The organism is Gordonia spumicola, from assembly GCF_009932475.1.
In the GTDB taxonomy this organism is placed as follows: domain Bacteria; phylum Actinomycetota; class Actinomycetes; order Mycobacteriales; family Mycobacteriaceae; genus Gordonia; species Gordonia spumicola.
In genome coordinates this window covers 1755951-1775315 of record NZ_BJOV01000005.1, presented here as the reverse complement: position 1 = coordinate 1775315, position 19365 = coordinate 1755951, and the positions used below count along the sequence as shown (strand labels likewise).

At 67.2% G+C, this 19365-nt stretch carries 17 protein-coding genes and 1 tRNA gene; 8 read left to right on the top strand and 10 right to left on the bottom strand.

Annotation, left to right across the window (positions count from 1 at the left end; translation table 11 throughout):
• The first annotated feature begins 17 nt into the window (after nt 1-17).
• The gene (locus GYB83_RS19500) at nt 18-1133 is read left to right on the top strand and encodes an alpha/beta hydrolase (RefSeq protein WP_161896968.1); all 1116 of its coding nucleotides are present in this window, start codon (nt 18-20) and stop codon (nt 1131-1133) included.
• A 491-nt stretch (nt 1134-1624) separates the two neighbouring features.
• Here GYB83_RS19500 and GYB83_RS19495 read toward each other — a convergent pair whose 3' ends face one another.
• The 4 genes from GYB83_RS19495 to GYB83_RS19480 all read right to left on the bottom strand — a co-directional run bounded on the left by GYB83_RS19495 (nt 1625) and on the right by GYB83_RS19480 (nt 4715).
• Complete coding sequence (locus GYB83_RS19495; protein ID WP_161896967.1) at nt 1625-2629, bottom strand: hypothetical protein; 1005 nt, start codon at nt 2627-2629, stop codon at nt 1625-1627.
• A 137-nt stretch (nt 2630-2766) separates the two neighbouring features.
• Nucleotides 2767-2839: transfer RNA gene (locus GYB83_RS19490), tRNA-Asn, on the bottom strand.
• Between the two features lie 63 nt (nt 2840-2902).
• The gene (locus tag GYB83_RS19485) at nt 2903-3586 is read right to left on the bottom strand and encodes a GntR family transcriptional regulator (protein WP_161896966.1); all 684 of its coding nucleotides are present in this window, start codon (nt 3584-3586) and stop codon (nt 2903-2905) included.
• Complete coding sequence (locus tag GYB83_RS19480; RefSeq protein WP_161896965.1) at nt 3576-4715, bottom strand: acyl-CoA dehydrogenase family protein; 1140 nt, start codon at nt 4713-4715, stop codon at nt 3576-3578. Before GYB83_RS19480 ends, GYB83_RS19485 begins: the two co-directional genes overlap by 11 nt.
• Nucleotides 4716-4845: 130 nt before the next feature.
• Between GYB83_RS19480 and GYB83_RS19475 the strand changes: the two genes are divergently transcribed.
• On the top strand, nt 4846-5478 hold the full coding sequence (locus tag GYB83_RS19475; protein ID WP_161896964.1) for an Rv1363c family protein: 633 nt from the start codon (nt 4846-4848) through the stop codon (nt 5476-5478).
• Nucleotides 5479-5695: 217 nt separating this feature from the next.
• Nucleotides 5696-7198 carry an HNH endonuclease signature motif containing protein gene (locus tag GYB83_RS19470; protein WP_161896963.1) on the top strand — a complete coding sequence of 501 codons (1503 nt, stop codon included), beginning with the start codon at nt 5696-5698 and terminating at the stop codon, nt 7196-7198.
• An 86-nt stretch (nt 7199-7284) separates the two neighbouring features.
• On the opposite strand, the gene GYB83_RS19465 is transcribed toward GYB83_RS19470, so the two are convergent.
• Nucleotides 7285-8427, bottom strand: coding sequence for a TetR/AcrR family transcriptional regulator (locus GYB83_RS19465; protein ID WP_161896962.1), 1143 nt, complete (start codon nt 8425-8427; stop codon nt 7285-7287).
• A 179-nt stretch (nt 8428-8606) separates the two neighbouring features.
• Here GYB83_RS19465 and GYB83_RS19460 point away from each other — a divergent pair, with 179 nt between their 5' ends.
• The 5 genes from GYB83_RS19460 to GYB83_RS19440 all read left to right on the top strand — a co-directional run bounded on the left by GYB83_RS19460 (nt 8607) and on the right by GYB83_RS19440 (nt 14280).
• Nucleotides 8607-9401: an enoyl-CoA hydratase-related protein gene (locus GYB83_RS19460; RefSeq protein WP_161896961.1), complete on the top strand. Its 795-nt coding sequence runs from the start codon at nt 8607-8609 to the stop codon at nt 9399-9401.
• 33 nt (nt 9402-9434) lie between these two features.
• Complete coding sequence (fadD5, locus tag GYB83_RS19455) at nt 9435-11033, top strand: fatty-acid--CoA ligase FadD5 (protein ID WP_161896960.1); 1599 nt, start codon at nt 9435-9437, stop codon at nt 11031-11033.
• A gap of 168 nt (nt 11034-11201) precedes the next feature.
• Complete coding sequence (locus tag GYB83_RS19450; protein WP_161896959.1) at nt 11202-12332, top strand: NDMA-dependent alcohol dehydrogenase; 1131 nt, start codon at nt 11202-11204, stop codon at nt 12330-12332.
• A gap of 218 nt (nt 12333-12550) precedes the next feature.
• Nucleotides 12551-13471, top strand: a complete 921-nt coding sequence (locus GYB83_RS19445) for a cytochrome b family protein (protein WP_161896958.1) — start codon at nt 12551-12553, stop codon at nt 13469-13471.
• On the top strand, nt 13471-14280 hold the full coding sequence (locus GYB83_RS19440) for a serine hydrolase domain-containing protein (RefSeq protein ID WP_161896957.1): 810 nt from the start codon (nt 13471-13473) through the stop codon (nt 14278-14280). The genes GYB83_RS19445 and GYB83_RS19440 overlap by 1 nt, the downstream gene beginning before the upstream one ends.
• A gap of 103 nt (nt 14281-14383) precedes the next feature.
• On the opposite strand, the gene GYB83_RS19435 is transcribed toward GYB83_RS19440, so the two are convergent.
• From GYB83_RS19435 to GYB83_RS19415, 5 genes are all read right to left on the bottom strand, one after another.
• On the bottom strand, nt 14384-14902 hold the full coding sequence (locus tag GYB83_RS19435) for a DUF3145 domain-containing protein (protein WP_161896956.1): 519 nt from the start codon (nt 14900-14902) through the stop codon (nt 14384-14386).
• A 227-nt stretch (nt 14903-15129) separates the two neighbouring features.
• A complete protein-coding gene (locus GYB83_RS19430) occupies nt 15130-16581 on the bottom strand; it encodes an acyl-CoA carboxylase subunit beta (RefSeq protein WP_161896955.1) in 1452 nt (483 codons plus the stop codon).
• Between the two features lie 28 nt (nt 16582-16609).
• On the bottom strand, nt 16610-17875 hold the full coding sequence (locus tag GYB83_RS19425; RefSeq protein WP_161896954.1) for a KasA/KasB family beta-ketoacyl-ACP synthase: 1266 nt from the start codon (nt 17873-17875) through the stop codon (nt 16610-16612).
• Between the two features lie 2 nt (nt 17876-17877).
• A complete protein-coding gene (acpM, locus tag GYB83_RS19420) occupies nt 17878-18180 on the bottom strand; it encodes a meromycolate extension acyl carrier protein AcpM (protein ID WP_161896953.1) in 303 nt (100 codons plus the stop codon).
• Between the two features lie 110 nt (nt 18181-18290).
• Complete coding sequence (locus GYB83_RS19415; protein WP_161896952.1) at nt 18291-19202, bottom strand: ACP S-malonyltransferase; 912 nt, start codon at nt 19200-19202, stop codon at nt 18291-18293.
• Nucleotides 19203-19365: the final 163 nt, after the last annotated feature.

Sequence of the window (19365 nt, the reverse complement as noted above, 5' to 3'; positions counted from 1 at the left end):
TCGCCCAGGAGTTCACCATGACCAGAACCACTCCAGCCTCGTCACGTCTGACGACTCGTCCCCATGTCCGGCGTTCGGCTCCGCCGTGGGTGCGCGGTGCGCGCGCCGTCGCGCAGCTGCTCGACCATCTGCCGAGGTCGGTCAAGCGCGCCGTGGGCGGGACGCCCATCGTCGTCGACGGCGAACCGCTGGACCCGACCGTGCAGATCGTGCTTCGAATGATCTCGGCCATGCCGGGATCCGACTTCACCGAGACGCCCGAGGACGAAGGCCGCAAGGCCCTCGACCGGGAAGCGTTGATCTTCGGCGGCGCGCCGCTTCCCGTCGACGTCGAGTCGTTGACCGTCCCCAGCGCGGACGGGCCGATTCCGGCACGGATGTACCGGCCGTGCGGATCCAGGCCCGCGGGGCTCGTGATCTACTTCCACGGCGGGGGCTGGGTGTTGGGCGGCCTGGAGAGCCACGACGCGACCTGCTCGTTCCTCGCCAGCAACGCCGACGTGTGCGTGATGTCGGTGGACTATCGCCTGGCGCCCGAGCACCCGTTCCCGGCCGGGGTCGACGATGCGGTGGCGGCGTTCCGGTTCGCCGTCGAGCACGCCGACGCGCTCGGCATCGACCCCTCCGCGATCGCTGTCGCAGGCGACAGCGCGGGCGGCAATCTCTCGGCGGTGGTCGCCCAGGTGACCGCCGCGACCGGGGAGCAGTCGCCTGCGCTTCAGGTGCTCCTCGCTCCGGTCGTCGACATGTCCGTCAAGCGGCCGTCGTACAAGCTGTTCGGCACGGGCTTCTTCCTCGACGAGCACCATATGGACTGGTACCGCGAGCGGTACCTGACCGATCCCGACCAGGCCCTCGACCCGCGAGTCTCACCATTGCTCGCCGAGGACGTCTCCGGAGTGGCGTCGGCCTACGTCGCCGTCGCCGGTTTCGACGTCCTCCGGGACGAGGGGATCGCCTACGCCCGACGCCTCCGAGAGGCGGGTGTCCCGACCGTGTTGCGAAACCATGCGACGCTGGTCCATCCGTTCCCGGCGGCCCTGACCGTGGGCGCATGTCGTGACGCGGTGCGCGAGATCGTCGCGGCGATCCGCTTCGGTCTCGCGCACGCCGACGCGAGTCGATCCGCATAGGAGCGTCGACCCGATACCCGAGCACGACAAAGGCCCGCTGCGATCGCAGCGGGCCTTCGTTGGCTTCCCCAACTGGACTCGAATTGGTTTACCTCTCGCACCGGAGTACGGCCGCCACCTCGGTATCTGCGCCTTTCACCTGCACCGGCTCGCCAGATTGACCGACCCGGACGGTTTCGGCCAGTTGCGGACGCTTGTGTACGCCTAGAGGACCAAGTTGGGGGCGTCGGCGTGGAGCAATTCGGCAGCATTCACTGTCGGCGGCATCGACGTGGAATGGTCCACCGAGAGCGGGGAACTGTTCTTCCCGCAACTAAGTACAGGCCAGTGTCGAGACGCGTATCGGGGTGAGCGTGTACCAACCGGCCGCGATCACCAAGGTGGACACCGCCGCCGCCTGATCTGACCGCACAACAACGGCCCCGCTGCCCAACCCTTGAACTGGTAGCGGGGTCGCTGGCGTTGGCGGGTGGGCCGCACCACATCGACGGCTATTCGGGTTTCAGCGCCTTCATCGGATTGGGACGGTAGCCGCTGAGACCCGCCGCGTCGGCGGTCGCGCGCATCGTTACTCCGGTTGCAGTACGGCCGTCAGCGAGTTCACGCCACTGATCGTCTACCAACCCCAGTTTGAACGCACTGATCAGGTCATTCACGTCGGCAACCAAGTGCGATTGCGTGCAGTGCGCGCGAGGGTCGACGTATACGCTGGCACCCGTATCCGAGCACGCGACAACTGCGCAAAACGCGTCTGGACCTGCAAACTCGGTTGGCGCATCAGCCCACGGGTGGACGACGCCGTCGAGCCCCGGGAGGTTAGGAACCAGGGGCGGCGGATCGTGCCGGTTGGTGGAGTACTCCGCGAACCTTGGAACATCGCCGAGTCCACAGACAAAACCAAACGGCTCTTCGGAACCACGGCGGGAGGGAGCCTGCCAACCAAAGCCATCGCGGTCGGTATCGACGGCCGCGGTCAGGCTTGGATCGTGCGCGACTGGACCACCCGTAATTACCAAACTCCCGCCATTGGGGCGTGGAAGCTCTCCCGCAATAGGTGACTCGATCTCGCCCGCGTTGGCTCTGTCGTCTGTGGCGATCACAAAGACCCACGCGTCAAGGTCCGGGGTCGGAGCATTGAGTACCTGCGTTGGTTTAGTCCCCACGTCTAGCGGCACGGACTCGAACTCGTTCGAGTTGAAGACCAGAATGCACAGAACCCGCCATCCTGCGACGTAGTAGGGGACGTCGTTTCGCGCACGCCGGTGCAGGTAGTGCTTGTCAGCGGCTCGAATCTGCCGTTTGACCTCCTGCGAGTAATAGCCGATCTGATTCATGCCGTCGCGGTGGATGCTGAGCTTGAACTCGCCAGCAATGCGCGACGGCGCGACGTAGACATCCTCCCCCTTGTGACCCGTCCAGACTCGCCAGACGCCAGACCTTGAGCGAGCGGCCGCGTCCTGAAAGTAGAACCGGCAGACTGGGTCGCGCCTAGACACAAGTTTCTCCTTCGGACACCCCGCCTGAGTGATTGATGCCACAGGATAGGACCGGCCACCGACATATTCGATTCCGTCAGGACCAAGCGAGGACCAAAACAAGAAGGCCCGCTGCGATCGCAGCGGGCCTTCGTTTGCTCCCCCAACTGGACTCGAACCAGTAACCTGCCGATTAACAGTCGGCTGCTCTGCCAATTGAGCTATGGGGGAATGTTCTTCCCGAACCGAGGTCAAACTCTAGCGCATGGATTCTGTCGGGTGCAAAACGGCTGGTCAGTCCCAGATCGGGGTGGATTCGAGGTGGCGGATGAGGCGTCGGGCTCCGTCGTCGAACTGCGCGCGGACGGCCGCTGCGGCCGCGTCGGCGTCGCCGGATCGATACGCGGACACGAGCGATGCGTGGGCGGTGAGCGCGTTGTCGATCCAGGCCGCGTCCGCCGCGTACAGCTGGTGCGGCGTGTAGCGGGTCGCGTTCTGCAGTATCCACGCGAGCTTCCCGCTGCCCGCGATGTGATTGTGCGTCCGATGGAAGTCGAACTCGGCGTCGACGATCGCCGCGACGTCGCCGGAGGCCGCCGCGGCGCCGAGTCGGGCCTGTGCCGACTCCAACTGTCCGATCTCGTCGGTCGTGATGACGGCGCACGTCCGTCGCGCGATGCGGGCGGCCGCCTCGCCCTGCAACCAGAACAGATCGGCGACGTCGGTGCGCGTCAGGTCGGCGACGGTGTACCCGCGGTGCGGGGCGAAGGCGACCATGCCCTCGCCCCGCAGCGTGAGCAGGGCCTCCCGAACCGGGGTCACGCTCACCCCGAGCGCCGCGGCCGTCGCGTCGAGCCGGACGCGTTCGCCGGGGAGCAGTTCGGCCGTCATGATCTTGTGCCTGACGGTCGCCGCCACCTCGTCGGACAGCTGGGGACGACGACGCAGCGCCGACGCGGCGTGAGACTCAGAGGCCATACGTCTTTCCGATGAGGTCGCGCTGGATCTCGTTGGTGCCGCCGAACACCGTCGAGATGATCGCGCCGCGCATGAGGCGTTCGGCGTCGAACTCCTTCGCGTAGCCGTATCCGCCCATCATCTGCATGCCGTCGATGGTCATCGCCTTGCTCGTCTCGGTGGCCTTCAACTTCACCATCGACGCCTCGCGCGGCATCAGCTTGTCGGGGTTCGCGTCGGCTGCCTTGGCGACGCTGTACACGAGTTCGCGGGTGCAGGCGATCTCCGTCGCGTGGTCGGCCATCCGGTGGCGGAGGGCCTGGAAGGTGCCGATCGGCCGCCCGAACTGCTTGCGTTCCTTGATGAAGGCGAGGGTGTCGTCGAATGAACGCTGCGCCAGGCCCAACTGCATGGCCGCGAGGATCAGCCGCTCGGTGTTCAGGCCCGCCATCAGCTGCTTCCAGCCGTTGCCGACAGTGCCGACGACCGCGGAGTCGGGCACCTTGCAGTCGGTGAAGTACAGGTCGTTCACCTCGCGGCCGCCGAGGGTGTCGATCTGCGAGATCTGCAGTCCGGGAGTGTCGGCGGGGATGTGGAACTGGGTGAGGCCCTCGTGCTTGCCGCCGCTGCGGTCGGTGCGGGCGATCAGCAGGATCGACTTCGCGAAATGGGCATTGGAGCACCACGTCTTCTGGCCGTTGATGACCCAGCCGCCGTCGACCTTGTCGGCGCGACAGGTCAGCGCGCCGACGTCCGATCCGGCCTCGGGCTCGGACATCGAGATCGACAGCGCGTCACCGGCGACGACGCCGGCCAGCACCTCGCGCTTGAGGTCCTCGTCGGCGAACTTCTCGTACGCGGCGGCGGTGATCAAGGTGGGACCGATGCCGCCGATCGGCGCCTGGTTGCGGATGGCCTCCTCCAGGAAGATGCACAGCTCGACGTTGCCCGCGCCTGCGCCGCCGTACTCCTCACCGACGACGATGCCGGCCCAGCCGAGGTCGGCCATCTTCTTGTAGAGCGCCTGCGAGTGGTTCTCCTCGCCGTTGTTCGTCCACTTGTCGCGCTGCTCGCGGGTGCCGGCTTCGCGCTGGCAGAAGTCGGTGACCGCCTGCGCGAATGCCTTCTGCTCCGGGGTGAAAGTGACCATGCGGATGTCTCCTGAATGTGAAAGGGGTTCGGGTCGCCATGTGCGACACTCTGTTATCAGATATATGTGATCAGACGCGCTGTGGCAAGGGGCACAGGTCGAAACGGCTACATTGGTGCCCATGTCCTCCATGTCCGACGACGCAAAGACGCCCCTCGACGGCGACGATTTCTTGGCCGCGAACAGGGCCAATCGCGAGCGGATCCGCGCCGAGGCCGCCGCGAAGTCCGTCGACTCGTCGACGGCGGACGACGGCCCGACCGGCCCTGCCGAGCTGCGCGGGTGGCTCCTCCCGGCTTCGGCCGCGGTGATCGTCGTGCTCGTCGTCGCGGTCGGGGTGCTCGGCTATCTGCTCGCGACGGCCGACGACGCGGACGCCCTCGACCGCGACGGCGCGCTCCGTGACGCGAAGTCGTATGCGGCCGAGATGTTCACGTATCAGACCGGCCGCTACGACGACCTCGACCGCCGCATCCGGGCGATCTCGACTCCCGCGTTCGCCGACGAGTACATCACGTCGTCGCAGCTCGCGCGGAAGGCGAACGACGAGGCCAAGGCGTCGTCGAAGGGCGCCGCGACGAGCGCGGGGATCGTGTCGATATCCGACACCGAGGCCGTCGTCCTCGTCGCGCTCGACATGACGGTGACCAGCCCGGAGGCCACCGCCCTGGGGCAGGGCAACGGGCCGTCGCAGTCGCGCGTCGAGATGACCCTGACCCGCGATTCGGACCGCTGGGTCGTGTCGGATCTCGACGTGGTCTAGACGTCGCGTTCCGAAAGGTTCCCAGTGGTCGGCGGCGCCCCGCTGCGTTGCCGTCGGTTGTGGCATCTGCCGACATACCTCCATTCTTCGCCTCGCCGGTTGTCCATCGGATCCCGCCATCTATCGAACTCACTGACTAATCTATTGTGATCTGACACATATATTGATAGACTGGATGCAACAGAGAAGCAGGCACCCGGCGAAGGAGGTGGACACCATGACGACCATCGAACTCCCCGATAATCCACTCGAACTTGCTCGACTGCGGGACCAGGTCACGCAGAAGCTCGCCGCGGTGTCCCTGGCCGGGCTGTCCGACCGGGAACTGCTCGTGGCCTCCGAGGTCAATGAGCGGTCCAACCGTCGCGGTGTCGGTGTGGATGCCCGGCTGTTCGCCGAGGTCTCCCAGCGCGGTGCGTACCGTCTTGCCGGGTCACAGATGCCCGGCAAGTACCTCGAAGGTCAACTCCGGCTGTCGGCGCGGGCCCGCAAACAGCGCACCGATGCCGCGTTGAGCCTGAGCTCGCTGGTCGCCTTCTCCGGTGAACCACTCGACCCGACGCTCCCGGCCACCGCGGACGCCGTGGCCGACGGTGACCTCTCCCTCGACCATGTCGCCGAGATCGTCGACGTCATCGACGCGATCCCGGCGGCAATCCCCGCCGACGTGAAGGCCCGCGCCGAAGCAGAGTTGGCCGAGGTAGCGCGGACGTTGACCCCCGAACAGACCCGGACCGCGGGCAAGCGGATTCTGGCCCACCTCGACCCCGACGGAGAATTGACCGACGACACCGACCGAGCCCGGAGTCGCGGCGTGACTCTCGCGCCGCAGGATCGGCGGCTCATGTCGGCGATCAGCGCGAAGCTGACTCCGGCGGCACGGGCGAAACTCGAAGCGCTGCTCGTCCTGTGGGCCGCTCGCGGAATGAACAATCCCGACGACGAGCAGTCCCCGTCCGGATCATCGGCCAATGTCGACCCCGAGGCGCTCGCCGTGGCGGCCGAACGCGACACTCGTTCCCAGTCGCAGCGCAATCACGATGCGTTGGAAGCGATGTGGACGTTCCTCATCGCCAACGGCGGCCTCGGCGAAGGCACCTCACTGTCGTCACAACTGGTGGTGACCGCATCGCTGGATGATCTGGAATCGCGGTCCGGGGTGGCGACCACCGCTACTGGGACTCGTGTGCCGGTCAAGGATCTGGTGGAGATCGCGGCCGATGCGACCCCGTGGTTGGAGGTGTTCGCGAACGCGTCCGCACAGGTCCTGTACCTCGGCCGCGGTAAGCGTCTGGCTTCCCGGGCGCAGCGGCTGGCGTTGTTCGGTCGTGATCGCGGCTGCACTGCGCCCGGTTGCACGGTGCCGTGGTCGCGGACCCAGGCGCATCACATGCCCGATTGGCAAGATGGCGGCCCGACCGATGTGGATCACCTCGGTGGGGCGTGCGGTGGGCACAATCGCAGCGTGGATACCAAGCCTGGAGGGTGGGAGACCGCCGTCCTGCAGTCCGGGCCGTTCAGGGGCCGGGTCGGGTGGCGGCCCACCGGCTCGAGTGAGCCGTGGAAGGTCAATCACGCGTTGCAGCCGGAGAAGATCCTCCCGACGTTCGGGGAGCGGGTCACCGCGTCCGGGTCGGCGGTGGAGAAGTGGTTGTCCTGCCGGATTCCGGCTCCGCCGCCGGGTCCGCCGGGGACGGATGTGGTGCGGTACCCCGCCTGACAAGGGTCAGGCGGGGACATCGCCGTGCGCTCACTCCGTCCGTCGCACTGTCCGGCGGACAGCGAATCGTCTAGAGCCGTCGGGGGTCAGCCCAGCACGCGGGCGCACGCCGCCGAGACGAGCGGATGGCCCACGCCGGGGTGGCCGTTCACCAGGTCGGTCGCCACGTTGAGGCTCGCATGGACGAGGAATCGGGCCTGCGCGGTCGTCGTGTCCGGATGCGCCCGCACCACCCAGGTGGCCCATTCGTCCACGGTGAGCCGTTGGCGACGGCGGAGTTCGCGCAGATCCGACTCGTCGACCGACCCGAGACCGTTCATGTACACCGACATCACATCCGGCTCCTCGACGCACAGAGCGCTGTACCGGTCGGCGAGCGCCACCAACGCTTCGTCGGGAGTGCGCGCCCGCGCCAGCGCCGCGGCGACGGCGTCGGTGGTCCGGTCTGCGGTCCGCCACAGGGCGGCGGCGAGGATCGCGTTCTTCGAGGGGAAGTGCCGATAGACCCCGGACGCGGGCAGTCCGACGGCCGCTCCGATGTCCTCGACCGTCACCTCGTGGAACCCGCGGTCGGCGAAGAGTGCGATCGCGGCGGCGAGGACCGACTCCCGGCGGCCGACCGGTGCGAGTCCCTCGGCACTGACCTGAGGCTCGATGTCGGCGGGAGCGTCGACGTCGACGACGCGCATCGCGGCGTCGGTCAGCAGGCGGCAGGCCTGCCTGCGGCCCAGTGCGGCGCGGTGCGTCGCCGAACTCGCGACGACGGACAGCGCCGCGATCGTGATGCTGCGGGCCGTGTCGAGGTCGATGTCGGGCCGGGCGGCCGTCGTCAGGGTGCGGAGACGGCGATGCAGCCGGATTCGCACCTCGCGGGTGTGGGCGCGGTCGGCGTCGAGCAGCACCCGGTCCTCCCACCGGTACAGGTTTCCGCCCGCACGGTTCGTGAGTGTCATGTCGGCGAACGCCGAGAGGATCGCGCGGAGTTCGACGCGGGGGTCGTCGTCGACGGGCACCGACGTCGTCACCTCGTCGACTCGGCGAGACAGCGACTCGACGGTGGCGGCGAACAGGCCGTACTTCGTGTCGAAGTGCCGATAGAGGGCGGGTGTGGAGATGCCGACCTGATCGGCGACGTCGGCCAGGCGAGTGGCGGCGTAGCCGTGTGCGCTGAATGCGGCGGCGGCCGTCGACAGGATCACGTCGCGTCGATCGGCGGGCCTCGTACTCATGGGATTGGATGCTATCGAACCCGACAGCAACACAATCGACTTCAGTCAGATGCGCTAAAGTCCAGGCCAGCACCACATAAGTTAACTTACAAGTTAATGAGGATTCGCATGACTTCCGTCACTTCTCCTGCTACCGTGTGGCGTGAGAGCGACAAGTCCGACGGAGATGGCGAGGCGAGATGACCGATGACGTGGAGTTCTCGGGCGGCGTTCGAGGGAGCGTCGACCGCGGCGTCGCACGCATTGAGATCCACCGTCCCCAACGCATGAATGCGCTCGACGGTCAGGCGTCGGCGCGCATCATCGAGCTCTGCGGCGAGTACGCGGGGCGGTCGGACGTCCGTGTCGTCGTCGTCTCGGGCCGGGGTGGATCGTTCTGCGCGGGCGCCGACGTGGCCGGGATGGCATCCGACGCCGAGGCGAGCGGCGGATTCGACGAGGCGGCCTCGCGCGGCATCATCGAGAACGGTTCGCGGCTGATCGGGGCCGTCCGCGCGCTGCCTATGCCGGTGATCGCCGCGGTCGACGGGCCCGCGGTAGGGATCGGGGCGTCGCTCGCGGTCGCCGCCGACCTCGTCTACGCGACGAGTCGTGCCTACTTCCTGCTCGCCTTCGTCAACATCGGTCTGATGCCGGACGGGGGAGCGACAGCCCTGTTCACCGCGGCGCTCGGTCGTGCCAGGGCGAACGAACTGGCGTTGCTCGGCGAGAAGCTGTGGGCGCCGGAGGCGCTCGACGCAGGCCTGCTCAACGGTGTCGTCGACGACGCTGCGGCCCTCTCGGCGGCCGTCGACCGTGTGGTCGGACGCCTGCTCAAGTCGTCGCCGGACGCGCTGGCCGTCACGAAGGCCGCCCTGGACGCACATTCGTTGGCCGGCTACGACGCCGCGATCGACCGTGAGATCGCCGGACAGACCCGGCTTCTCCAATCGCCCGCCTTTCAGCGGGCGCTCGCCGCCTTCGGCGATCACTGACCCACCGCACGATCTGAGATCGAGGAGAGACACATGACCGACGCCCTGGGGTTCGCCCTGAACGCCGAGCCGCAGCGTTCGCGCCGCAACCACTGGAACAATCAGGCACGACGTCACGCCGCGATGACCCCGGACAAGCCCGCTCTCCGATTCATGGGGAAGACCACCACCTGGCGCGAACTCGACGATCGCACGCACGCGCTGGCCGCGACGCTGCTCGCGCGGGGTGTCGCCTTCGGCGACCGGATCCTCCTCCTGATGCTGAACCGCACGGAGTACGTCGAGACCGTGTTCGCGGCCAATCTGATCGGTGCGATCCCGGTGCCGGTGAACATCCGCATGGCTCCGCCGGAGATCGCGTTCCTCGTCGCCGACTCCGGAGCCAAGGTGATCGTCACCGAGTCGCTGCTCGCACCGCTCGCCGACGCTGTCGCCGCTGCGACGGGAGCCATCGACATGACGATCGTCGTCGGCGGGGCCCAGAACGACGATCATCTCGACTACGAAGCTCTCGTCGCCGAGGAGTCGGAGCCGCTGCCCGAGATCGACATCCCGGAAGACACCGTCGCCCTGATCATGTACACGTCCGGCACCACCGGCAAGCCGAAGGGATCGATGCTGACGCACCAGAACCTGCAGGCGCAGGCGATGACGACGATCCAGGCGCTCAGCTCCAGTTCGGACGACGTCGGCTCGTGCGTCGCGCCCATGTTCCACATCGCGGGGTTGGGGGCGATGACCGCGCTGTTCTACATGGGCGCCCTCTCGGTGATCCACCCGCTCGGCGCCTTCGACGCGAACGACATGCTCGACACCCTCGAACGCGAGGGGACCACGTCGATCTTCCTGGTGCCCGTGCAGTGGCAGGCCGTGTGCGCAGCCCAGCAGGCCCGTCCGCGGGACCTCAAGCTCCGGGTCATCTCGTGGGGTGCGGCTCCGGCGTCCGACTCGGTGCTCAATGCCATGAACGAGACCTTCCCCGACGCCCTGAACGTCGCGGTGTTCGGTCAGACCGAGATGTCGCCCATCACGTGTGTGCTCGAAGGCAAGGACGCGCTTCGGAAGATCGGCTCGATCGGCAAGGTGGTCCCCGCGGTCACCGCGCGCATCGTCGACCCCGCGATGAACGACGTCCCGCAGGGCGAGGTTGGCGAGATCGTGTATCGCGGCGCGAACATGATGGTCGGCTACTGGCAGAACCCGCAGGGCACGGCGGACGCCTTCCACGGCGGCTGGTTCCATTCCGGCGACCTCGTGCGTGCGGACGAGGAGGGCTTCCTCTACGTCGTCGACCGGGCCAAGGACATGATCATCTCCGGCGGCGAGAACATCTACTGCGCCGAGGTCGAGAACGTCCTGTTCTCGCACCCGAGCATCGTCGAGGCCGCGGTCATCGGCCGGGCGCACGACAAATGGGGCGAGGTCCCGGTCGCGGTGGTGGTGCTCGCCGAGGGCGTGGAGGATCTGACGATCGCCGAACTCGAGCCGTACCTGAACGACAACCTGGCCCGTTTCAAGCATCCGAAGGACGTCGTCGTGGTGGACGTCTTGCCGCGCAACGCCGGCGGCAAGGTCGTCAAGCCGACCCTTCGTGAGGCGTACGGCAGCAAGGACGCCGGTCTGAGCGACTGACGCGCGTCGCGTATGAGCGCCTGAACTGCAAAATTGGAACACGTTTCAGAAATCCAACTGAAACGTGTTCCAATTTTCGTCTCAGGTGACTACGCTCACAAGAGAAGCGCGACGGCGTCCGACGTCGGTTCGCGTGGCCTAGACAGTCGTTGAAGTGAGGTTGTGAACGTGAAGACTAAGGGCGCGCTCCTGCGGGAGCTCAACCAGCCGTGGCAGATCGAGGAGATTGAGATCGGCGACCCCAAGGCGCACGAGATCCGGATTCGGATGGAAGCCGCTGGCATGTGCCACTCGGACCATCACTTGATGACCGGCGGCATCCCGATGGGCGGCTTCCCGATCCTCGGCGGACACGAGGGCGCGGGCGTCGTCGAAGCGCTGGGCGAAGGCGTCACGGACTTCGAGGTCGGCGATCACGTCGTCCTCTCCTTCATCCCGTCGTGTGGCAAGTGCAAGTCCTGCAAGGCAGGCGTCGCCAACCTGTGCGACATGGGTGCGATGCTGCTGCAGGGCGAAGCGGTCTCCGATCACACTTTCCGGATCCACACCACCGACGGCAAGCCCGTCTACCCGATGACCCTGCTCGGCACGTTCTCGCCGTACATGGTGGTGCACGAGGCGTCCGCGGTGAAGATCGACAAGGAGATCCCGTTCGAGGTCGCGGCACTCTGCGGCTGCGGCATTCCCACGGGCTACGGCTCGTCGACCCGCAGCGGCGACGTCCGCCCGGGTGAGGACGTCGCCATCATCGGTGTCGGCGGCGTCGGCACCGCGGCGCTGCAGGGCGCCGTCATCGCGGGCGCCCGCAACGTCTTCGCGATCGACCCGGTCGAGTGGAAGCGCGAGCAGGCGCTCAAGTTCGGAGCCACCCACGCGTTCGCGTCGGTCGAAGAGGCCATGAACGAGATCGGCAACGCCACCGAGTGGGGCATGTGCCAGAAGGTCATCGTCACCGTCGGCGAGGTGTTCGGCAAGGACGTCGACACGTGGCTGTCGATCACCGCCAAGAACGGCACCTGCGTCCTCACCGGCATGGGCAACATGATGGACAATCAGGTGACGCTCAACCTGTCGATGCTGACCCTGCTGCAGAAGAACCTGCAGGGCTCGATCTTCGGCGGCGCGAACCCGAAGCTCGACATCCCGAACCTGCTGTCGATGTACAAGATCGGCAAGCTCAACATCGCCGACATGATCACTCGCGAGTACACCCTCGACCAGATCAACGAGGGCTACACCGACATGCTCGAAGGTCGCAACATCCGCGGTGTCATCCGTTACACCGACGCCGACCGCTGATCTGCGCGAACCTCACGAGGCCCGTCGACGTCCGTCGGCGGGCCTCCCGCGTATTTCCGGCAGACCTGCATTAATGTTCTTCTCGACTGCGCTCGAAGGGCGGAGATGACCCGCTCGTCGAGCGGAACCGACCCGTTCTTCGAGCGGACTGAACCGTTCTTCGAGCGGACCGTTTTCGGTTCTTCGAGCGCAGTCGAGAAGCTACTGGGAGGAAACACATGGCCGAGAAGTCTCGGAGTTCACGCGCGAAGAAGGGCGCAGAGATCGCCGAACAACAGACGACGAGCGGAGGCTCGTTCGTCGCGTCGCCGGAGGCCAAGTCCAAGGCGCTGACCTTCCGGATCATCGCCGCCGTCCTGTGGGCGATCGCGATCGGCGGTGAACTCTTCACGATCTTCTGGGTGCTCAAGCAGGACCCGATCACGATGTGGCTGCTGATCGTGTTGATCGTCGCGATCGGGGCGTTCGCACTCGGCGGTTCGCTGCTGTGGAAGAAGGCCAACCGGTTCGACCCGGCGTCCCGCAAGGACAAGGTGCGGTTCTTCGTTCAGAACCAGCTGGGCGTGATCATCACGATCATCGCCTTCCTGCCGCTGATCGTCATGATCTTCCTGAACAAGGACATGGACGGCAAGCAGAAGGGCATCGCGGGCGGTATCGCCATCGTGATCGCTGCGGCCGTCGGGCTCGCCAGCGCCGACTGGAATCCCCCGTCGGTGGAGCAGTACAGCGTCGAGAAGAACGTCGTGCAGCAGCTCACGGGCAAGGACGAGGTCGTGTGGGTCAAGGGCGGGAAGGCGTTCCACGTGTGCCGCGAGGCGTCGGATCTGGCGAAGTCGAAGGACGAGAACATCCGGACCAGACCGGTCGCCGACGCTCACGCGGACGGTATCCCGCGACTGACGAAGAAGTGGGTGTCGGAGGCGACGAAGAACTGTGGCATCCCCGTCGAGAAGGTCGACGAGGTCCTCGGCAGTGTCGACGACGTGACGTCGACGCTCGACGACTCCGAGATCGCCACCGACAACGGAACACCGGTCGTCAAGGCTCCGTCGGAGTCCCCCGAGGCGGAGGTGCACGAGGGTGCTCCGACGTCGACCGTGCCGGCCACGTCGACGTCGAAGAAGCACGCGGCGTAGTGGGCGTCCTGGATCAGCTGTCGCGGTGGCCCGTCGACAATGCGGCCGCGGCGATCGTCACCGGTGACGGCGTCGTCGCGTCGTTCGGCGACACCGCCCGCGTGTACGACCTGGCGTCGGTGACGAAGCCGCTGGTCGCGCAGGCGGTCCTCGTCGCCGTCGACGAGGGGGCGATCGAACTGTCGACGCCCGCGGGGCTGCCCGGGGCGACCGTCGCGCATCTGCTGGCGCACGCCTCGGGCATGGCGTTCGACTCGCGTGCGGCGCAGGCCGCTCCGGGGGAGCAGCGCATCTATTCGAGCGCCGGGTTCGAGGTGCTCGCCGACCTCGTCGAGTCCGCGAGCGGGATACCGTTCGCGGACTACTTCCGCGAGGCGGTCTGCGAGCCTCTCTCGATGTCGTCGACGGTCCTCGCGGGCCCGGCGGGGCACGGTGCTCGGTCGTCGGTCGACGATCTCGCCCGTTTCGCGTCCGACCTGCTGAGCCCGACGCTGCTGACCCCGGACACCGCGGCTGCCGCGTCGGCGGTGCAGTTTCCCGGACTGGACGGGTTCGTCCCGGGCTACGGCAAGCACCGTCCGTGCGACTGGGGTCTCGGGTTCGAGATCCGCGGCGACAAGACGCCGCACTGGACCGGCGGAGAGAACTCGCCGCGCACGTTCGGCCACTTCGGGCAGGCGGGCACGTTCCTGTGGGTCGATCCCGAGCTGAGTGCCGCGTGTGTGGTCCTCACCGACCGCCCGTTCGGCGCGTGGGCCAAACCGCTGTGGTCGGAGTTCAACGACTCGGTAGTCGCCGACCTGTCCTGACGCAGCGGACCCGGTACCCACTCGGGCGACGATCCGCTCCGGACGGAGAAACGCGCGCCCGGCCGGTGCCGAACGCGCGTTCCGTGGGGGAGATGGTCGTAGGTCAGCCGACTCGCTGACGCAGCCAGGTCACTTCGCAGCCCGCGCCGCCCATGCGGTACGTCTCGAGTGCGTCGTCCCAGGCCGTGCCGAGGGCCGTGTCGAGTTCGGCGGCCAGGCCTGCGCTGTCGGGCTGTGCGTCCATCATGGCGCGCAACTGCATCTCGCCGACGATGACGTCGCCGTTGGCTCCGATCGATCCGCGCCACAGGCCGAGGCCGGGGACATGACTGAACCGTTCGCCGTCGACGCCGTCGCTCGGGTTCTCGGTCACCTCGAACGCGAGACCCGACCATTCGCGCAGCGCGGTCGCCAGACGAGCGGCCGTGCCGACGGGACCGGTCCAGTCGACGGTCGCGCGCATGCGGCCAGGCTCGGCGTCCTGCTCGGTCCACCGCAGGTCCGCGCGCGCGTTCAGCGTCGACGACAGTGCCCACTCCACATGCGGGCACAGCGCGACGGGAGCGGCGTGGATGTACACCACGCCTGTCGTCGAGTCCGCAAACTGATTGAGAATGCGCACTGTTTTCACCTCCGATTCGACGAGGAACGTCTTCCCCAAGGCACCGCGTCGAGATCGGATATCACACTATTGATACAGAGTATGCCTTGTGTGGTGCGTGTTGCGCTAGTGGTCTGTCGTGAGTTTCTGGCTCGGGCGTCGAACGCACCGGTCATCTCGCCCACGAAAGATTTGGTGCTCTAAAGGTTCCCAGGAACCTTTAGAGCACCAAATGTGAAACTCGGGCGTCAGAGCGGGATGTTCTTGTGGCGTCCACGGCGGGCCGGCGCCGTGTCGATCGCCTCGGCGAGACGACTGCGGGTGGTCGCCGGGTCGATGATGTCGTCGACGACGCCGATCGACTGCGCACGTCCCACACCGCCCGCGATCTGCTCGTGCTCGACGGCGAGACGCTCGTGGAGGGCTTCGCGTTCGTGGTCGGGTGCTGCGGCGAGAGTCTTCTTGTGCAGGATGCCCACGGCGGCCTTGGCGCCCATGACGGCAACCTCCGAGCCGGGCCAGGCGAAGACCGCGGTGGCTCCGAGCGCTCGCGAGTTCATGGCGATGTACGCGCCGCCGTAGATCTTGCGGGTCACCAGCGTCACGCGCGGGACGCTGCATTCGGCGAACGAGTGGAGGAGTTTCGCGCCGCGTCGGACGACGCCGTTCCACTCCTGGCCGACGCCGGGGAGATAGCCCGGGACGTCGGTCAGAACGACGAGCGGCACGCCGAAGGCGTCGCAGAGGCGGACGAAGCGGGACGCCTTCTCGGCCGCCTCGGAGTTCAGGCAGCCGCCCATGCGCAGCGGATTGTTGGCGATGACGCCGACCGAACGGCCCGCGAGTCGGCCGAAACCGATCGAGATGTTCGGAGCCCACTTGGCTTGAAGTTCTTCGAACGTCGAGATCTCGGTGACTCCGTCGGCGGCGAACTGCCGGTCCAGGAGGTTCTCGATGATCGGGTGGACGTCGTATGCGCGTCGGTTCGACTCGGGCAGAAGCGCCCGCAGGTCGGAGTCTTCGGCGAGTGCGTGTGTCATGTCGATCGACCCCTGCCGGGAGAACGTCGACACCAGCCTGCGGGCGCGCCAATAGGCGTCGTACTCGGAGTCTGCGGTGATGTGGCTGACGCCGGAGCGCTTGCCGTGCGTGTGGGGTCCGCCGAGGTCCTCCATGCTGACCGATTCGCCGGTGACGCTCTTGACGACGTCCGGGCCGGTCACGAAGACGCGGCCGTCGGGCGCCATGATCACGACGTCGGTCAGGGCGGGACCGTAGGCGGCTCCGCCCGCGGCGAACCCGACGACAACGGAGATCTGCGGGATGTAGCCCGATGCGCGCACCATCGCCTCGAACACGCCGCCGACGGCGTGCAGGGCTTCGACACCCTCGGCGAGGCGCGCGCCACCGGAATGCCAGATGCCGACGACCGGGGCCTGATCGGCGATGGCGGTGTCGATCGCGTTCACGATGTGAGCGCAACCGATCACTCCCATGGCACCGCCCATCACGGTGCCATCGGTGCAGTAGGAGACGGTGCGGACACCGTCGACCTCACCGACGGCCGCCAACACTCCCGATTTGTCGCGGGGGTGCAGCAGCTCGACGGTTCCTTCGTCGAAGAAGGTGGTCAACCGAAGCAGCGGGTCGCGTGGATCCGTCGCTTCCTCACGGCCGGGGATGGGAGCCAGTGTGGTCATCGGTTTCTCCTATGCGGGGGAGTGTGTATCAGTAACGGCCGAACGCCAATGCGACGTTGTGGCCGCCGAATCCGAAGGAGTTGCTCAGCGCGTAGTCGATCTGGCCGCGTCGAGCCTCGCCGTGCACGACGTCGATGTCGCCGACGGCAGGGTCGAGTTCTTCGAGATTCAGCGTCGGCGGAATCACTGATTCCTCCACCGACTTGATCGTCAGGACCGCTTCGAGGGCGCCGACGGCGCCGATCGAGTGGCCCAGAGCCGACTTCGGGGCGTAGATGGCCGCGTGGTTGCCCACGGCCGCCTGGATGCCCTCCGATTCGGCGGTGTCGCCGATCGGCGTCGACGTCGCATGCGCGTTCACATGCGTGATGTCGGACTTCTGCAGGCCCGCGGTCTGCAGTGCCCGCGTCATGGCGCGGGCGTTGCCCTGTCCCGACGGGTCGGGAGCCACCAGGTGGAACCCGTCGGACGTGATGCCCGAGCCCAGCAGTCGAGCGTGGATGTGAGCACCGCGCGCCTTGGCGTGGTCCTCGCGCTCGAGGATGAGCATCGCGGCGGCCTCACCGAACACGAAGCCGTCACGCGCCTTGTCGAACGGACGAGACGCGCCTTCCGGGTCGTCGTTGCGGGTGCTCATCGCGCGCATCATGGAGAATGCGGCGATCGGCACCGCGTCGATGTGGCCTTCGACGCCACCGGTGACGACCATGTCGGCGTCACCGAAGACGATGTGCCGCCAGGCGTGGGCGATGGCTTCCGCACCCGACGAGCACGCCGAGACCGGGGTGATGACACCGGCGCGTGCGCCGATGTTCAGGCCGGCGACCGCGGCGGGACCGTTCGGCATCGTCATCGACACGGCGAGCGGCGACACCTTGCGGTAGTTGCCGGTCTCGCGGAGCATGCGGTCCGCGTCCATCATGGCCTCGGCGCCGCCGATGCCGGTGCCGAGCACGACCGCGAGGCGGTCGGGGTCGACGTCCGGTTCACCGGCCTGCGCCCACAGGCGCTTGCTGAGGACATGCGAGATCCGCTCGACGTACGCCATGCGGCGTGCCTCGATGCGCGTCACTTCGAGCGACGGGTCCTCGAGGAACTTGCCGCCGATGCTCACCGGCAGCTTGTACTGCTCGATGTAGTCGTCGGTGAGAGTGCGGATGCCGGACTTCCCTGCGACGAGATTCTCCCAGGTGGTGTCGAGATCCGCGCCCAGGCTGGTGCTGGCGACCATCGAGGTCACCACCACGCTGGGGAATTCGCCACCCTTGGTGGAAAAGTCACGCAGTTCAGTCATAGTCAGCCCTGGCTCGCCTCGATCTGGGCGGCGATGGCAGCAGCGGTCTCGGGGTTCTCGGCCTCGAGCTTCTGGACGTAGGCGACGGTGTCGCCGACGGTGCGCAGGCTGGCGAGGTCCTCATCGGGAACCTTGACGCCGTACTTGTCCTCGACCTGCACGGCGATCTCGACCATCGACAGCGAGTCGATGTCCAGGTCGTCGACGAACGACTTCTCGAGCGTCACTTCCGACGGCTCGATGCCGGTGACCTCTTCGACGATCTCTGCGATACCTGCGACGAGCTGTTCCTGAGTGGCGGCCACGATGTGGCTCCCTTCTTGTCGGTGTTGCTGTGTGGTTTTCCGGAGGTCAGCGGGTTCGCTGTTGGACGTGCCGCCTGGGGCGGCCTCCGGTGGCCGGGTGTGTCCGGCCGTCATCCAAGTCCTGGGAGGTCCTCCAGATCGGCGGGGACCTTGACGGCGCGCGAGGGCACGCCTCTCTGTTCGCGCTTGGCGATGCCGGTGAGGGCTCCGCCGGGCGCGAGTTCGACGATCGCGTCGACGCCCTGGTCGCGCATCGTCGCCGAGCACAGGTCCCAGCGCACCGGGCTGGTGACCTGGTCGACGAGCTTGGCGAGGGCGATCGCGCCGTCGGTGACCGCCGCGCCGTCGGAGTTCGACAGCAGCGTGCGGCGCGGGTCGTGGGGAGTGATGCCGGCCGCGGCTTCGGCGACGGCGTCGCGGGCGGGCGACATGTACCGCGTGTGGAAGGCGCCCGCGACGGCCAGCTTGCGGATGCGGGCCTTCTCCGGCGGGTTCGCGACGAGCTCGTCGATCGCGGCGACCGCGCCCGCGGCGACGATCTGTCCGACGGCGTTGCGGTTGGCGGGGATGAGGTCGAGTTCGGCCAGGCGGGCGAGGACGGCGGTCTCGTCGCCGCCGAGGACGGCGGCCATCGTCGTCTCTTCGACGGCGCAGGCCTTCGCCATCGCGCTGCCGCGCACTCCGGCGAGGAGCACGGCCTCGTCGTCGGTGATGACTCCGGCGATCGCGGCGGCCGCGAGTTCGCCGATGGAGTGGCCGGCGACGATGGCGTCGGTGGGGAGTTCCCCGTGGCGGTTCCTCAGCTCCTCGTACGCGAGGAGCGCGGAGGCGACCACCAGCGGCTGCGTGACGGCGGTGTCGGTGATCTCCTCGGCGGTGCCGACGGTGCCGAGTCGCTCGAGATCGAGACCGACGGTCTCCGACCATGCGGAGACGCGGTCACGCGCACCGGGCAGCTCCAACCATTCGGTGAGCATGCCGGGTGTCTGAGAGCCCTGTCCGGGCGCAAGCAACGAAAGCACGTGACAAGACAACACCCTCGGCACGCCTCTCGTGGGTGTTGAGTTGTATGAACCTGAACGGCGATATTTGTAGGGGTTCTACAAATGACTGTTGAGTGGCATCCTCATCGTCACCTCGCCGTGATCTGTTACTGCTGGTCGGAAAATTTTCTCGGAGCAGGGG

Coding starts and splice junctions, on each gene's coding strand:
- fadD5 (WP_161896960.1), top strand. CDS start 9,435: ATGACCGACGCCCTGGGGTTCGCCCTGAACGCCGAGCCGCAGCGTTCG.
- GYB83_RS19485 (WP_161896966.1), bottom strand. CDS start 3,586: ATGGCCTCTGAGTCTCACGCCGCGTCGGCGCTGCGTCGTCGTCCCCAG.
- GYB83_RS19430 (WP_161896955.1), bottom strand. CDS start 16,581: ATGACCACACTGGCTCCCATCCCCGGCCGTGAGGAAGCGACGGATCCA.
- GYB83_RS19475 (WP_161896964.1), top strand. CDS start 4,846: ATGTCCGACGACGCAAAGACGCCCCTCGACGGCGACGATTTCTTGGCC.
- GYB83_RS19425 (WP_161896954.1), bottom strand. CDS start 17,875: ATGACTGAACTGCGTGACTTTTCCACCAAGGGTGGCGAATTCCCCAGC.
- GYB83_RS19480 (WP_161896965.1), bottom strand. CDS start 4,715: ATGGTCACTTTCACCCCGGAGCAGAAGGCATTCGCGCAGGCGGTCACC.
- GYB83_RS19465 (WP_161896962.1), bottom strand. CDS start 8,427: ATGAGTACGAGGCCCGCCGATCGACGCGACGTGATCCTGTCGACGGCC.
- GYB83_RS19445 (WP_161896958.1), top strand. CDS start 12,551: ATGGCCGAGAAGTCTCGGAGTTCACGCGCGAAGAAGGGCGCAGAGATC.
- GYB83_RS19460 (WP_161896961.1), top strand. CDS start 8,607: ATGACCGATGACGTGGAGTTCTCGGGCGGCGTTCGAGGGAGCGTCGAC.
- GYB83_RS19500 (WP_161896968.1), top strand. CDS start 18: ATGACCAGAACCACTCCAGCCTCGTCACGTCTGACGACTCGTCCCCAT.
- GYB83_RS19470 (WP_161896963.1), top strand. CDS start 5,696: ATGACGACCATCGAACTCCCCGATAATCCACTCGAACTTGCTCGACTG.